The organism is Duncaniella freteri (assembly GCF_004766125.1).
Classification (GTDB): domain Bacteria; phylum Bacteroidota; class Bacteroidia; order Bacteroidales; family Muribaculaceae; genus Duncaniella; species Duncaniella freteri.
Genome location: NZ_SJSA01000002.1, coordinates 273,619 through 288,143, shown reverse-complemented (window position 1 = coordinate 288,143; position 14,525 = coordinate 273,619). Strand labels below are relative to the sequence as shown.

The window sequence follows — 14,525 nt, the reverse complement described above, 5'->3', positions numbered from 1 at the left end:
ATTAGATAATACTTGTATTAAAGCCTGACATAATCCGGTCTCCTCACAATCAACATTGCCTGCGATATACACCTTGAAATACTTCGGTAGCAGCACCGGTCATCATAACATGCCCATCGGCCATCCACTCTATATCCAGGTCTCCACCACGGAGTTTGAGTGTTGCCATACGTCCGGTACGACCAGTTATCGCAGATGCAACCAATGTAGCACAGGCGCCGGTCCCACATGCAAGCGTCTCACCTGTCCCTCGTTCCCACACTCTCATCTTTATCACTCCCGATGAAAGCACTTGAGCGAATTCTATATTTGCTCTGTCACGCCATATGGGATGATTTTCCATATATGGTCCCAGATTTTCAAACGGAATATCTTCAAGATTATCGACAAAGATCACCCCATGAGGATTTCCCATTGACACAGCCGTGACATTATATTCTCCATACGGAGTCACAACACTCTTTTCAATCATGCATCTCTCCCCATCATCGTTAACAACCGGTATATCATCCTTATTCAAGGATGGCTCTCCCATATCGACTGTCACAGATTTCACGTTGTCACCTGCCATATTAAGTGACAAAACCTTGATACCCGAGAGGGTTTCAAGGTTTATAGGGTTATTGTGTGAAAGATTGTGGTCATGAACATACTTGGCTATACATCGGGAGGCATTGCCACACATACGGGCTTCGGAGCCATCGCTATTGAACATCCTCATTCGGAAATCCGCGATTTCCGAAGGGCAGATCAGGACTATTCCGTCTCCCCCTACTCCCATGTGGCGGTCGCTCATCTCCCGCGCCAACTCCGGGAGGCGGTCAGGCATTGACTCCATACAGTCAATATATATGTAGTCGTTGCCTATGCCATGCATTTTGGTGAATCTTATCTCCTCAGCCGGTCCTTTTGTGAAATTATTCACATTTTTCTCTTTGGCAGTTGTTATCATTTTGTCCAATTAATGCCGTTTAGGATGGATGTTTGGTCCATATCCGCGACAAAGTTAGTCATTATGCCATAAACCGCCAACAGATTCGCATATTTTTCACAAAAAAACTTTAACAAATACTCTTATATCATTTAAACACAAGTGTTCCGACATCCTGCAATTGCATCTGCATGTTCGGGGACTGAATGTTTTCAAAAACCAGACCTTCGATCGGTTGTTCGGGGAGTCCTTTAGCATTTATCAGTGCCGGACATTCTTTTATTATAATATCTTTGAATGTCATGTTCCCAAACTTTGGTGTCAGCACCCCGACAGTTCGGGCTGGGAATCTCTCGGCAAGTTCACCTATCCATTCCACCGACCCGAGCATATCGAACTTAAATACAGTCTTACGGCTTTTCTCAACCACTACCCTCTCAACAAGCACATTCTCAGCACCGCCACCACGAGGCCGACGAGTCTTCACATAGAATGGGAATGAAGGATTTTCCATGACACAATCATGCATATACACGTTCCTGATACCGGCGGCAGTCTCGGTACCCATAGTGACACCTCCGACTCCACGTCTGACAACACAATAGCGTATTACCACATTCTCTGTCGGGCGCGCTCGCTTTACACCGTCGATTCCACGCCCTGACTTAAGTGTGAAGCAATCATCTCCACAATCGAGAGTGGTATACTCTATGAGGGCATTCGCTGACGAGTCTATATCTATGCCGTCAGTCCTGCCTCTGCCGAAACTGTTGACCGTCACTCCACGTATTATTATGTTCTCACAATAAGTCGGAACAATATTCCAAAATATAGAATGTTCAAACGTAACCCCTTCAACAAGTATATTCCTACTATTCATCGGCCCGAAGAACACTGGCAGGAACACCTTAGCACCATTGCCGCCATCATAAATGCGCTGTTCAACCGGTGTTTTCCCTACATCTTCACTGATTCCTCCCTCCTGACGCTGACATATCTCGCAATCATAATCAGGACCTACCAGCTTGCCTTCTCCTGTAATAGCTATATTCTCTGCATCAGCGGCATATATCATTGCTCCAAGTGAATAAACGTCAATCCCTTCATTGCGCGACAACACTACAGGAAGATAATCCTTTATATCACCGCTGAAATGCAATTCCGCACCCTTCTCAAGCCTCAGACAAATATTACTACGAAGCACAATACGCCCTGTAAGCCATTTGCCTTCAGGGATTACAACAGTGCCGCCACCTTTCTGCGACAACCGGTCAATGGCTTTCTGTATATGCTCGGTTGATAGCACCTCCTGCCTGGCACCTGTTTTTACAATACTCAATGTCCGGTCAGGGATAACAGGTCTTGATAACTTAGGCATATCAAATGGGGCTACCACCGCTTCTATATCAGAGGGAATTGACTGAGCCACTGCCGCATTCCCACTGATCATAAACAGCAACACCAGTATCAACCAAATTTTCTTGTCTATGGATTTCATTATAAATCTAAGGTTTTGAATGTCTTTTAATACCGATCGGAGGCATCCTGTGCCCACCAAATACAGGAACAAAATTAATGTTTTTAATGCGCATTATCAAATGCACTATTGATTTTGGTTATTATTTCTGTTATTTTTATACATTATATTTACGCAAAAATGGGTAACTTCGCGAATTGAAACATAATCACTTACAAGCAATGAAAAAAACAATCTTAGCTCTTGCTTTTGGAGCTGCTTTAGCATCGCTTACAGCCTCATGCAGCGGCGCAAAAGCCAATGCTGAAACATCAGCCACAAACACCGACACCACATCCGCAAACGAGATTGCCACAGTTTACTACATCAAGGATATCACACCTGAGAACATGGTGAAAATTTATGAAGCACTCGGTCGCAAACCGCAAGGAAAAGTGGGCATAAAGATCTCAACAGGTGAATCAAAAAAGTCAAACCAACTTGACACAGCCTTGATATCCGACTTCGTGAGAGCCATAGGCGGTAATTTCATTGAGTGCAACACAGCCTATGCAGGCAACCGAAACACCACCGAAAAGCATTATCAGACTGCAAAAGAACACGGATATGTCGATCTTGCCGGAGTAGATATAATGGATGGCGAAGGTGAAGTTGATATCCCTGTGGAGGGAGGTAAATATCTTAATAAGGACATCGTAGGCAAGAATTTCCTAAACTACGATTTTATAGCTGTGCTATCCCACTTCAAGGGACATCAGATGGGTGGATTCGGAGGAGCATTAAAAAATATCTCCATTGGTATCGCTTCATCCAACGGAAAGGCATACATCCATAGCGCAGGAAAGACCCAGAATGCCGATAGCATATGGAGTTGCGTAGCCGAACAGGATGCCTTCCTTGAGTCAATGGCTGATGCCTGCAAGGGTGTGATCGATCATATAGGCAAGGATAAGATGATATATATCAATGTTGCCAACAATCTCTCCATCGACTGTGACTGTAACGGCAATCCTGCTGCTCCGGAAATGAAGGACCTTGGTATCCTCGCATCCCTTGATCCAGTGGCTCTTGACCGCGCTTGTGTAGACATGGTGCTCAACTCCGATGATCCTGGGAAAGCCCATCTCATTGAACGAATGAACAAGATGCATGGACCTCTCATCCTTGATGCCGCCGAACTTCTCGGTATCGGATCTCAGAAATATAATCTTGTAGAGTTAAAATGATAATGTTTCTCTAAGAAACTGTTTAAATTTGATTCAATAAAATTTTTATGGCAGCCAAATCAATCATTTCTTCAGCGACCTCGGTTGATTCTTCATAATTGCGTGAAAGGCGACGGAACCAGTCAAGCCATGAGAAAGTTCTCTCGACCACCCATCTGAGAGGTTTCGGTATGAATCCCTTAGTCCCGTTTGGAGTATTGGAAACCTCAAGGCTGATTGCAAAATCTTTTTCAATATCTTTAGCAATCTCCCCTCGGTAACCCCGGTCAACAAGAACCTTTTCAAGCCGTTCCCACTCTCTGTCTGCTGCATTACACAATGGGTGAGCCTGATGGGAATCATGAACCGATGCACTGCATACTGTCCGGGCAAGAATAAAGCCATTGCGGTCAACCACTATGTTACGTTTGATGCCCTTGACTTTCTTGTTTGCGTCAAATCCATTGTCACTCTTACGGTTGCCCCATTTAACGCTTTGTGCGTCCAATGCTCCTACAGAGGGACTTTCTGATTGATTTCGTTTCTTCCTCACCTTTCGTACAAGTTTGTTGAGCAAATGTTCGATTCTACCTTCTTTGGACCACTTTCGGAAGTAATAGTACACCAGTTGCCACTTGGGATAATCGTGCGGAAGCATCCTCCACTGACATCCTGTGACCAGTAGGTATAATACCGCTTCGAATAGGCTCCGTAGTGAATTTTTACGTTTGCGACAATCATTTTCGAAGAATACTTTGTTTATATAAGACCATTGACCCTCGGTCAAAAGTGTCTGATAGAGATTGATTCTATGCATGTGAACAATGTTTTTCTCCTTCAACACTTTGGCTGAGGGTTTGTTATGCCCTATAACATTTTTTCAATTCTAATTTTAAACAGTTTCTAAATCCTAATAGCGAGGCTGTGTCAAAAAGCCGGACTACGGTACATGATACAGCCTCCTATCTTTATAACCCCATAATCATGGAATCCTGTCGCACTGAACGACTCCTTCTATATATAATTGATACACAACCGACAACTATTATCAAGAAATAATCTCAACTTTTTTAATTTAACTTTTTATATAAAAAGCACCTTTGACATTTGTATAATTCAAAAAAAGGTCTTACCTTTGCAGTGCAAAAACCAAAAAGCCTATGGTTCCTTGGCCGAGTGGTTAGGCACCGGTCTGCAAAACCGTTTACAGCAGTTCGAATCTGCTAGGAACCTCAATAACCTCCGGAATCTTTAAATAGATTCCGGAGGTTTATTTATATCCTCCTGCGCTGTACACTTCTCTCAATGGTTCACCCGATATATGAAAAGAGAGTGTATTCTGAATGCCAAAACGATCTGGACACAAAAAAGCCCACCAAAAATGGGCAGGCTGAGAACAGAAGCAGCGTCTTCACAGATGCCATATCCTGTTTCGATAGGCTTTCAGTTCCGTTTCAGGAAACCGGGCTATCGCTTCGTCAAATTCACGGAGTATTGCGGCTTTGTCGCCCGGCAATGCACCTGTAATTGGCACCGTATTGGAAATATGGTGACCGAGCAGATTGACTTTGATGTCCAACCTATCAATGAGTGTCCGCATCTCCATCAGACGCTCTATCTCCGGCTCCTCGATATATGTGCCGTCCAACACGTCCTGATGCAGTTGAGACTCCGGAAATACGGTCAGCGAAACAATGTTTATGATGCAAGGATGGAGCCGGTTCAGAACATCGGCAGTGGCTATCGCACTCACCTCACCGTTACCTTTGCCTCCGAGACCGTTTAAGTAAAACACATTGTAGCGTATTCCCGCCTCGTCAAGCTTCGACAGCTGTTCAAGAATATCAGAGGCGTGATAGCCTTTGTCCATTCGGTCCAATGTAGGGTCGTGGGCAGTCTCTATACCGATGTTTATACTGTCAAGTTTCATATGGCGTAGATTCTTAAGCTCCGCCACAGATTTTGGCGCGATATCTGTGACGCGGGCAAACATCCCGAACGAAACCATGTGCGTAAGATACTTTCTCAAAAGAATTGCAACATCCATAAGTTTATCGTAACTCAACGCAAAGGGATTCGCACCTGTGAGATAAACCCTTCGGGCGCGTGGCTGCCACTGCCGGATCACTTTCAGGTCAGCCTCCACTTCAGAAAGCGGCGACACCCTGAACGGAGTGCCGTGATAGAGACTGCAAAACCTGCATTTGTGCCAAGTGCAGCCGGAAGTCAATTGCAGGAGCTGCGAATTTGCCTCGTATGGCGGTCGCCACACCTGCCCTGTGAAATGTAACTCTGGATATATCATATCTCAATATTTTTACCTAATTTTGTGATGCAAAATTAAGTGATTGTCAGAGCAGAAGCAATAACTTACTATCAGGTTTGACCCTTACCGTAAAGTCAGTTTCGCTCGTTATCAACCTATTTTGCATTACTGAAAATGGCAAAAAAATTAGACTACGAATACTGCAAGGCAGCCCCGATGCTCGAATGGCTCGGCAACAAGTGGACATTGGTGGTTCTCGTTAAGATCTCCGAGAACGGACCGATACGCTTCAACGAGCTGTATCGCAACATCCCATCGATATCAGAGAAAGTGCTGGCGCAGGTACTCAGACAGCTTACCGCCGACGGCTTAATCCGCCGTGAGTTGTTCGCCGATGTGCCACCACGGACCGAATATTCTGTGACCGACTTCGGCAGAACTCTTCTCCCACATGTGACGGGACTCATAAACTGGGGACGAGACAATTTCGACACAATAATGTCAAACCGACAAAAAGAATGAGAAAGCTACATGATGCAATAAACAATTAAAACATAAACACCAGACTACTAAACGAATATACAACAATGAGCAACGAAATTTTATATATCCTATTGCCAGACTATGCCGCACACGAAGCAGTGTATCTTTCTCAAGCTATTGCCTCTGATGAATTTGCACTGAAACAAAATCCGAAATACATCAATAAGACCGTAGCTCCGACATTCGAACCGATTAAGTCCATAGGTGGATTCACTACCCTACCCGATTATTCATTTGAAACCATGCCAGGCGATTACGCCGCATTGGTGCTTATCGGCGGGTTCGGATGGAGTACGCCTGTTGCAGAACAGATCGTGCCTATTATTAGGCAAGCCATTGAAAAGGGCAAGATTATCGGTGCGATATGCAACGGGGCTTCATTCATGGCAAAACACGGATTCCTCAATTCCGTCAAGCACACAGGCAACGGTCCGGAACAACTGAAACTCTGGGGCGGCGACAATTACACCAATCCCGACGGATATATCCACGCCCAGGCAATCAAAGATAAGAATATCGTGACAGCAAACGGCTCGGCAGCCCTTGAATTTGCAAAAGAGTTGCTACTGTTGCTTGAAAACGATTCTCCGGAGCGCGTTGAAATGTACTATCAGTTCAACAAGCAAGGTCTTTGTTCACTTCTTTACAATTAAAAAACGGTGCAAACCTTGATTTTGAAATGACCTCCACACCTGTTAACACACGAGGCATCGCAGAAACCTCTGCTCCTTATTCACTTTCAGATGAGATCATACAGTTTTTTGACAAAACAGAAAAAAATCAGCCATTTAGCCACACCCTAAATGGCTGATTGCTGTATTTGTGATAAACACACCCTTTGTATAGAATTCTTGCCATTATTACAACTCACCCAAATTATATTGCCCACTGCACATCCACCACTTAATTATTTCGACCAATGCTCGAAACCGACCGACTCATTCTACGCCAATGGTCTGATAACGACCTTGCCCCTTTTTCTGAAATCAACAGGAACAAGGAAGTTATGGAACACTTCCCCAGCATCCTAACTCACGAAGAAACAGTAAAGTTCTATAAACGCATTGTTTCAGAATTTTCCGAATTCGGAATCGGATTATATGCGCTGGAATTGAAATCAGATGGCAAATTCATCGGTTATACCGGATTCCACCATTTTGATTTTGATGCAGAATTCGCTCCCGGCATAGAGATCGGATGGAGGCTCGACAGCAGATATTGGAATCACGGATATGCCACCGAGGCAGCAAAAGCCTGTCTTGATTATGCTCGGAAAAGGAGACTGTTCAGTCTCGTCTACTCATTCACAGCATTATGCAATCACAGGTCAGAACGAGTCATGCAGAAAATCGGAATGCAGCCCATAGGCAGATTCCAGCATCCCGCCCTCCCTGACGGACATCATCTGAAGGAGCACATTCTGTATAATATAGAATTGTGAAACACGCAGCCGGCTAAACAAATCAGCCACACATCTCACGGATTATAGAGATCAGGATTGAAGAATCCGGCAATATCCCGGGCCTGTTCAAGAGCTTTTATCGCCGGGCTTGACGGATCAAGCTCCGATGCATAAGCATAATCCGTCATCGCTCTGCTATGCTCACCGATGCGCCACAGCAGCTTGCCGCGAAGAAAATACAATTCAGCTTTATCATTACAATCCCCTCCTGCCACTGTATCATTAATCTGCTCCGTAAGCATTCCTATTGCTTCGGCAAACTTTTTATTGTCTATTAATTGTTGTATTATCTGGAGGGAATTCATCTTTGATCTAACTATAGAGATAGGATTTTCGATACAAAACTAAGCAAAAATTAAATAAATGACAATGCTGAAACGATATTTTATTATATTCACAGCCTTCTTAGGGTTGTCACACTATGCGTCAGCCGCCGCATCCACCACATATAGTTATACGGAATGTGAAGGTTCAGCCATGCCCTACCCTGTCCCCGATATGGCACTGCGTGCCATACCCGACTCCCTCACCCCGGTATACGTCAACCACATTGGACGTCACGGAGCTCGCTTCCTGTCGTCAGGCGACTACACAGTATCGCTGCTGCGTTACCTTCACCGTGCCGACAGTCTTGGCACCATCACACCGGCAGGGCGCAGGCTTATGAACTTGTGCCATCTCGTGACAGAACGTACCGACGGACGCTGGGGCGCACTCGACTCACTCGGCATGGCAGAGCAACGCGGGATAGCATCTCGGCTCTATTCGCTTGCTCCGGCTCTGTTTCACAACACCGATATCAACGCCATATCATCCTATGTCCCGCGCTGCATAGCCTCCATGGACGAGTTCACCCACCAGCTCTCACGTCTTGACAACAGAATTGAAATCACAACTGCTTCCGGACGACAAAACTCGCCGCTTCTTCGACCATGGACCGGAGATGAGAGTTACAAGTCATACATCGACAGCGACAAATGGCATAAAGTCTACAGCGAATACGTCGACACCACAGTCCCCACAAATGTTGCGATAAAAATAATGGGAGCCGGCTACCCCTTCTCTAAAAATGAAAAGAAGGATATAGCGATGGCTGTGTATAAGGTTGTTGCCGGATGCAGGGCCATGTCTATCGACCCCGAGGCAGAACAGTTCATGACCCTTCCGGAATACAACTCACTCTGGAGCATCATGAATATGCACCATTATCTCACGCATTCAGCCTCCTCTCTCTCCTCTGCACCTATGGATATGTCAGCCGCTCTGCTCAACGAACTCATCACCACAATGGACTCTGCCGTCAACGGCACCAACCGTTACAGTGCAATGTTACGGTTCGGGCATGCTGAAACACTCATGCCGCTTTTCGCTCTGATGCGTCTGCCGGGATGCTACTATATCACCGACAATTTCGATACAGTAGCACTTCACTGGCTCGACTTCCAGGTTGTGCCCATGGCTGCAAACCTCCAGATGATTCTATTGCGGGCAAAATCCGGCAAACACTATGTGAGATTCGATCTTAACGAACGCCCTGTCCCACTTCTCCCTGGCGAACCGACACTCTACATCATCCCATGGGATTCAGTCCGAGAATATCTCACCCAATGCCTCCCCTCCGGTTTTCTTGACCGGAGAGGCTCGTGACCGCCACAGCTCTTTTCTCTATTATTTTGTATTGTTGTGATTGTCGTTTATTATTGATACCAATACCAAACATCAATAACACAATGGCATCAATAAAAGTGAAATTCAGACATTCCTCCATTGCCGGGAAAGAAGGCTCTATCTACTATCAGATCATTCACCAACGACATGTGCTTCAGGTGAACGCCAACTACAGAATCCTTTCTGAAGAATGGGACGAAAAAAGATCTATGATAATATGCCGTACAGGCTCAGATCGTTACGACCAACTATCCTCCACAAGAGAAAAGATACGTCTTGACATCGAACGTCTAAGCAAAATAATACGTGAACTTGATCTCAGAGGCATATCATACACAGCCGAAGATATCGTTGATAATTTCGAGCACTATTCGCGCGAATACAGCCTGTTCAACTATATGCTCACACAGATATCCACTCTGAAACAACGTGGCAAAGTACGCACAGCCGAAACATATAAAGCCGCATTCAACAGCCTAAGAAAATTCTGTAATGACGACTGCATAATGCTTGATGCCATTACATCCGAGATGATGGAAGCATACGAATCCAGCCTACAGGCAAACGGCAATACACCAAACACCACATCATTATACATGCGCATACTGCGTGCCGTCTACAACCGCGCTGTGGAAAACGAAATCATCGAAAACCGCCATCCGTTCCGCCACGTCTATACTGGGGTGGAAAAAACCACTAAGCGTGCGCTCCCTATCCACATCATGAAAAAGATCAGATCTCTTGACCTCAGCAGATATCCTCAGACCGACTATGCCAGAGACATGTTCTTGATGAGTTTCTTCCTAAGAGGCATGAGCTTTATCGATATGGCATTTCTGCGCAAGACAGATCTCAACCACGGATACATATCCTACCGTCGCCACAAGACAGGACAGGCTCTAAAGATCAAATGGACCAAGGACATGCAACACCTACTGGAAAAATATCCTGAAAATCCTACCGATTACCTCCTACCGATACTCACAAAAACAGGAATTGACGAAAGGCGCGCCTACCGCAACATATCCTACAATATCAATCATCAGCTTAAGAAAATTGCAGAATTGGTCAAAGCCGACATCCCTCTCACACTCTACGTAGCTCGGCACAGTTGGGCTTCAGCTGCCAAAGCTAAAGGTATACCCCTATCAGTGATCAGTGAGGGTATGGGGCACGACTCGGAGACCACCACCCAGATATACCTCGCAAGCCTCGACACCTCAGTCATTGACAAAGCCAACTCCATTATTATCAAATCATTATAATAGATAAAATCCACTGACAGTTCATCCTTAGGACGATTCAAAGATAAGTGTATGGATGACTCCGGTCTCCATCAGAAAAAAGAATCAATAATCATGAGACAGATAACTAAAAGCACCCTATTTGGCATATAAATATTCTGCTGAATAGGATGCTTTTAGTGGCTCAAATCGAAATGCCGGTGCATGAATTTTAGGAAAAGTGTTAAATTTGCGGTATGAAAACCGCAGATGCATTTTGGCAATTCCTGCCAGAAGGATTGGACGAACTGTTTGAGATGGTCAAGTTTGAAAAGACAGACCAGTCCTACGACATATGGCTTGACGAGAAGAAGAAACTGTCGGATGAGGATTTCCGCAATCCGAACATTGTGGCACGTGGATACACGGATTACGTTACAGTGCAGGACTATCCGATGCGCGGCAGACCGGTGTTCCTGCACATGCGCAAGAACAAATGGTGGGACAAAAAGACCAACGAGATATTCTCATATAACCTGGAACTGCCCAACGAGGAGAGGACACGACTCAGCGCCGAGTTCGTGGCTTTTTTAAAAGACGAAGGTGGAGACGACGGCATTGTCGATTAAGCATATATCGCAGATGTACTGCGTCAACGGCAAATATTTTGCCGAACAGTATCGCAACAGGATAAGCGGTTATACCGAATGGCGTGAGGCCGAACTCGGTTGCGGCTTCTACTTCAACGCTAACAATATCGGCCCGTACATGAGTCTTGACGAAACCTGCCTGAGCAACGGCGAGGTATGGACTTTCCTCACGAACAAGGACGGACACGGTGGCCGTGGGACGCTGGCGGCGGCCATCCCCGGCACAAAGAGCGATGAGATAACCACAATCCTCATCGGAGCCATGGGTAAATCGGTCAGACGCCGGGTAAAAGAAGTGACCTGCGATCTGTCGCCCTCGATGATGCTGATAGCCGCCGAGGTATTCTACAACGCCCACGTCGTTAACGACCGCTTCCATGTGCAGCAGGTCTATAACGAGGCTGTCGACGAAATTCGCATAGACATCCGCCGACAGCTCATTGCCAAAGACAACAGCCGTGACAAATCAGAGCCTCCAATTACATATTCCAACGGCGAGACCATGCGCCAGATCCTTGCCCGCAGCAAGCACACACTGATGATGTCGCAGAACAAATGGACTGACATACAGCGTCATCGCGCAAACATTCTGTTCAGACACTATCCGATACTGAAAGCTGCATACCATCTGGCTATGGAACTGCGCCAAATCTTCAACGCAAAGATATCACCCACCAAAGCAATGGGTCGGATGAACAAGTGGTATGAAAAAGTAATGGCATTGGGCAACAACAACTTCCGCTCTGTCATCAAGACGTTCAAGAACCACGCCCCGACTATCCTCAATTATTTCCGACGTCGCGCAACTAATGCCTCGGCCGAAGCATTCAACTCCAAAGTCAAAATCTTCCGTTCGCAGATGCGTGGGGTCCGTGACCGTGATTTCTTTATCTTCCGACTCGTCAAGCTATACGCCTGAATCTTTAACACTCTATTCTAATTGTTTTAACAAATGCACCGGAATTTCGGCTTGTGCCCTATTTTGAGCGAAGGCTCACAAATGCCTCGGCAGAATCCTTCAATGCCAAAATCAAGGCGTTCAGAACACAGTTCCGGGGAGTCGGAGACATCAAATTCTTTATGTTCAGACTGGCCACACTATACTCTTGACATCACCTCCCCGCCCACCGGAAAAATCCGCTGACCCCATATTAGAACACCCAACACAGATTGGCTACTGCTCGGTTTTAGGGACAAAATGGGGACAATAATATAAAATAAAAATACCAAGTGATTGAAATTCAATCACTTGGTATTTTCAAAAGTGTCCGAAATGAGACTCGAACTCACACGACATAACTGTCACTACCCCCTCAAAGTAGCGCGTCTACCAATTCCGCCATCCGGACATAGATGATGCGAGGGATTGCATTTGAGCGAAAAACGGGACTCGAACCCGCGACCCCAACCTTGGCAAGGTTGTGCTCTACCAACTGAGCTATTTTCGCGATTCTCAAGAGGAAGTCTTTCTAGACTCTCTTGACGGAGGGGTTTCTCCGTTTTTGCAGTGCAAAGGTAGAGACTTTTTTTGAGTTTTGCAAATATTTTGTGATTTTTATTTAACAAAATTTGAAGAACCATACCTGCATTCATATTGTTATATGTACAAATCACTAATTTATAAGCACTTTACAAAAATGATTTACGAACTTCCCGAACTACCCTATTCAAGCGATGCGCTTGCCCCGATCATATCTCGCGAAACCATAGAATATCATTATGGTAAACATGAGCGCACCTATATTGATAATCTCAACCGTCTTATAAAAGATACGGAATACGAGGATATGGAATTAGAGGACATTATCAGGTCCGCTTCCGGTCCATTGTTCAACAACGCGTCCCAGGCGTGGAACCATATATTTTATTTCTTCTCGTTCTCTCCTGACGGCAATCATGAACCGGAAGGCCACCTCAAAAAAGCAATTGAAGAGCAATTCGGGTCAGTCGAGGACTTCAAGAAGGAATTCGAGGCTGCCGGAGTGTCAGTATTCGGCTCCGGATGGGTATGGCTGTCAAAAGACAAAGACGGCAAACTGTTCATAACCAAAGCTTCAAATGCAGAGAACCCTATGACGCAGGGACTGACACCACTGCTGACATTCGATGTGTGGGAACACGCATACTATATAGACTACCGCAACCGCAGGGCTGATGCTCTCAAGGAACTGTGGAAGATCGTTGACTGGGATATCGTTGCCAGCAGGTATATCTGACCTAAAATGTTAAGCTTGTTAAAAAACTGCTAAAGCTGAGGTTTACTCAAAAATTATATTGAACAATATGAGCTAAAAAGACATTAGATTATAGACAATATAGCATATAAGCATAATGTGATGAATGGAGAGTGAGGCTGTCGTGATGACCCCCTCACTTTTTTCATTGATATAATCTTCCAATAACCTAACTCCTGTAAAGACGTCCGACAGGAAGAATGGCTCCTGACGTCAATCTCACAGATTGCTTGGTGTAGCTGTCAATCTTTGATTTAGATACTATATATGAGCGGTGTATCCTTTGGAATTCATCCGCAGGAAGCATTGCAGCAATATTCTTAAGCAGCAAACGCGAAAGCACATATCCACCCGAAACACGGAATATCTTGCAATACCCCTCCATGGCCTCTATATACAGTATATCATCAAGAGGGATGTTTACATTATTATATTCCTGCTTTACTACTATCATCCTCTGAACTGCCTGAGAGGATGATGAAGACCGCTGATACCCGATTCGCCTCGTAGCCTTTTCGACAGCTGTCTTAAAACGCTCAAATGAAAAAGGCTTGTGGAGATAATCGACTGCATCAAGATTGAAACCATCAAGTGCGTAGTTGAGATATGCCGTAGTGAAAATGAAACATGTCTCGTCAGGCAATCTCGATGCTATGGACAGACCGGTCACATTCTCCATCTCAATATCAAGAAATACGAGGTCTGGCTTTGAACTCAGTATATGTTCAAGACCTTCTTCAGGATCGGAGTAAACGGACAAACTCAAAAATCCCAATCGATCACAGAATTTTCTTATCACCTCCAATGCCAACGGCTCATCATCAATAGCTATACATCTTATGTTATTCTCCATAAATGAATCCGAT

15 protein-coding genes, 3 tRNA genes and 1 pseudogene are annotated in these 14,525 nt (G+C 45.2%); 11 read left to right on the top strand and 8 right to left on the bottom strand.

The annotated features are described in order from the left end of the window. Positions 1–49 precede the first annotated feature (49 nt). Positions 50–952 carry a diaminopimelate epimerase gene (gene dapF, locus EZ315_RS11200; protein WP_197731915.1) on the bottom strand — a complete coding sequence of 301 codons (903 nt, stop codon included), beginning with the start codon at positions 950–952 and terminating at the stop codon, positions 50–52. Between the two features lie 127 nt (positions 953–1,079). Beyond that, positions 1,080–2,429, bottom strand: a complete 1,350-nt coding sequence (locus EZ315_RS11195) for a glycoside hydrolase family 28 protein (protein WP_242452587.1) — start codon at positions 2,427–2,429, stop codon at positions 1,080–1,082. Positions 2,430–2,629: 200 nt separating this feature from the next. Between EZ315_RS11195 and EZ315_RS11190 the strand changes: the two genes are divergently transcribed. Beyond that, positions 2,630–3,634, top strand: a complete 1,005-nt coding sequence (locus EZ315_RS11190; protein ID WP_135472154.1) for a DUF362 domain-containing protein — start codon at positions 2,630–2,632, stop codon at positions 3,632–3,634. 22 nt (positions 3,635–3,656) lie between these two features. Here EZ315_RS11190 and EZ315_RS11185 read toward each other — a convergent pair whose 3' ends face one another. Then, positions 3,657–4,430, bottom strand: a complete 774-nt coding sequence (locus tag EZ315_RS11185; RefSeq protein WP_135471221.1) for an IS5 family transposase — start codon at positions 4,428–4,430, stop codon at positions 3,657–3,659. A 345-nt stretch (positions 4,431–4,775) separates the two neighbouring features. Here EZ315_RS11185 and EZ315_RS11180 point away from each other — a divergent pair. Further along, positions 4,776–4,846, top strand: a tRNA-Cys gene (locus EZ315_RS11180). 178 nt (positions 4,847–5,024) lie between these two features. On the opposite strand, the gene EZ315_RS11175 is transcribed toward EZ315_RS11180, so the two are convergent. Beyond that, complete coding sequence (locus EZ315_RS11175; RefSeq protein ID WP_135472153.1) at positions 5,025–5,918, bottom strand: radical SAM protein; 894 nt, start codon at positions 5,916–5,918, stop codon at positions 5,025–5,027. Positions 5,919–6,053: 135 nt separating this feature from the next. Here EZ315_RS11175 and EZ315_RS11170 point away from each other — a divergent pair, with 135 nt between their 5' ends. The 3 genes from EZ315_RS11170 to EZ315_RS11160 all read left to right on the top strand — a co-directional run bounded on the left by EZ315_RS11170 (position 6,054) and on the right by EZ315_RS11160 (position 7,863). Beyond that, on the top strand, positions 6,054–6,401 hold the full coding sequence (locus tag EZ315_RS11170; RefSeq protein WP_135472152.1) for a winged helix-turn-helix transcriptional regulator: 348 nt from the start codon (positions 6,054–6,056) through the stop codon (positions 6,399–6,401). Between the two features lie 65 nt (positions 6,402–6,466). After that, positions 6,467–7,075 (top strand): DJ-1/PfpI family protein, encoded by a 609-nt coding sequence (locus EZ315_RS11165; protein ID WP_135472151.1) that lies wholly within the window; start codon positions 6,467–6,469, stop codon positions 7,073–7,075. A gap of 266 nt (positions 7,076–7,341) precedes the next feature. Then, a complete protein-coding gene (locus EZ315_RS11160) occupies positions 7,342–7,863 on the top strand; it encodes a GNAT family N-acetyltransferase (RefSeq protein ID WP_135472150.1) in 522 nt (173 codons plus the stop codon). Positions 7,864–7,898: 35 nt separating this feature from the next. On the opposite strand, the gene EZ315_RS11155 is transcribed toward EZ315_RS11160, so the two are convergent. Then, positions 7,899–8,189: a hypothetical protein gene (locus tag EZ315_RS11155; RefSeq protein WP_135472149.1), complete on the bottom strand. Its 291-nt coding sequence runs from the start codon at positions 8,187–8,189 to the stop codon at positions 7,899–7,901. Positions 8,190–8,253: 64 nt separating this feature from the next. Between EZ315_RS11155 and EZ315_RS11150 the strand changes: the two genes are divergently transcribed. The 5 genes and pseudogenes from EZ315_RS11150 to EZ315_RS11130 all read left to right on the top strand — a co-directional run. Then, positions 8,254–9,531 carry a histidine phosphatase family protein gene (locus EZ315_RS11150; RefSeq protein WP_135472148.1) on the top strand — a complete coding sequence of 426 codons (1,278 nt, stop codon included), beginning with the start codon at positions 8,254–8,256 and terminating at the stop codon, positions 9,529–9,531. 83 nt (positions 9,532–9,614) lie between these two features. After that, the gene (locus tag EZ315_RS11145; protein WP_135472147.1) at positions 9,615–10,817 is read left to right on the top strand and encodes a site-specific integrase; all 1,203 of its coding nucleotides are present in this window, start codon (positions 9,615–9,617) and stop codon (positions 10,815–10,817) included. 215 nt (positions 10,818–11,032) lie between these two features. Next, positions 11,033–11,404, top strand: a complete 372-nt coding sequence (locus EZ315_RS11140) for an ISAon1 family transposase N-terminal region protein (protein WP_123612966.1) — start codon at positions 11,033–11,035, stop codon at positions 11,402–11,404. Then, positions 11,379–12,344 (top strand): ISAon1 family transposase, encoded by a 966-nt coding sequence (locus EZ315_RS11135; RefSeq protein ID WP_242452586.1) that lies wholly within the window; start codon positions 11,379–11,381, stop codon positions 12,342–12,344. Before EZ315_RS11140 ends, EZ315_RS11135 begins: the two co-directional genes overlap by 26 nt. Before the next feature lie 50 nt (positions 12,345–12,394). Beyond that, positions 12,395–12,535 (top strand): annotated as a pseudogene (locus EZ315_RS11130) (transposase); the annotation flags it as partial. 155 nt (positions 12,536–12,690) lie between these two features. On the opposite strand, the gene EZ315_RS11125 reads toward EZ315_RS11130, so the two are convergent. Together EZ315_RS11125 and EZ315_RS11120 are read right to left on the bottom strand one after the other, a co-directional pair. Beyond that, positions 12,691–12,774 (bottom strand) — tRNA-Leu (locus EZ315_RS11125). Positions 12,775–12,800: 26 nt separating this feature from the next. Continuing rightward, a tRNA-Gly gene (locus EZ315_RS11120) sits at positions 12,801–12,873 on the bottom strand. Between the two features lie 189 nt (positions 12,874–13,062). Between EZ315_RS11120 and EZ315_RS11115 the strand changes: the two genes are divergently transcribed. Next, on the top strand, positions 13,063–13,641 hold the full coding sequence (locus tag EZ315_RS11115; RefSeq protein WP_135472146.1) for a superoxide dismutase: 579 nt from the start codon (positions 13,063–13,065) through the stop codon (positions 13,639–13,641). 187 nt (positions 13,642–13,828) lie between these two features. On the opposite strand, the gene EZ315_RS11110 is transcribed toward EZ315_RS11115, so the two are convergent. Then, complete coding sequence (locus EZ315_RS11110; RefSeq protein ID WP_135472145.1) at positions 13,829–14,512, bottom strand: LytR/AlgR family response regulator transcription factor; 684 nt, start codon at positions 14,510–14,512, stop codon at positions 13,829–13,831. Positions 14,513–14,525 lie beyond the last annotated feature (13 nt).

Coding starts and splice junctions, on each gene's coding strand:
- dapF (WP_197731915.1), bottom strand. CDS start 952: ATGATAACAACTGCCAAAGAGAAAAATGTGAATAATTTCACAAAAGGA.
- EZ315_RS11195 (WP_242452587.1), bottom strand. CDS start 2,429: ATGAAATCCATAGACAAGAAAATTTGGTTGATACTGGTGTTGCTGTTT.
- EZ315_RS11190 (WP_135472154.1), top strand. CDS start 2,630: ATGAAAAAAACAATCTTAGCTCTTGCTTTTGGAGCTGCTTTAGCATCG.
- EZ315_RS11185 (WP_135471221.1), bottom strand. CDS start 4,430: ATGCATAGAATCAATCTCTATCAGACACTTTTGACCGAGGGTCAATGG.
- EZ315_RS11175 (WP_135472153.1), bottom strand. CDS start 5,918: ATGATATATCCAGAGTTACATTTCACAGGGCAGGTGTGGCGACCGCCA.
- EZ315_RS11170 (WP_135472152.1), top strand. CDS start 6,054: ATGGCAAAAAAATTAGACTACGAATACTGCAAGGCAGCCCCGATGCTC.
- EZ315_RS11165 (WP_135472151.1), top strand. CDS start 6,467: ATGAGCAACGAAATTTTATATATCCTATTGCCAGACTATGCCGCACAC.
- EZ315_RS11160 (WP_135472150.1), top strand. CDS start 7,342: ATGCTCGAAACCGACCGACTCATTCTACGCCAATGGTCTGATAACGAC.
- EZ315_RS11155 (WP_135472149.1), bottom strand. CDS start 8,189: ATGAATTCCCTCCAGATAATACAACAATTAATAGACAATAAAAAGTTT.
- EZ315_RS11150 (WP_135472148.1), top strand. CDS start 8,254: ATGCTGAAACGATATTTTATTATATTCACAGCCTTCTTAGGGTTGTCA.
- EZ315_RS11145 (WP_135472147.1), top strand. CDS start 9,615: ATGGCATCAATAAAAGTGAAATTCAGACATTCCTCCATTGCCGGGAAA.
- EZ315_RS11140 (WP_123612966.1), top strand. CDS start 11,033: ATGAAAACCGCAGATGCATTTTGGCAATTCCTGCCAGAAGGATTGGAC.
- EZ315_RS11115 (WP_135472146.1), top strand. CDS start 13,063: ATGATTTACGAACTTCCCGAACTACCCTATTCAAGCGATGCGCTTGCC.
- EZ315_RS11110 (WP_135472145.1), bottom strand. CDS start 14,512: ATGGAGAATAACATAAGATGTATAGCTATTGATGATGAGCCGTTGGCA.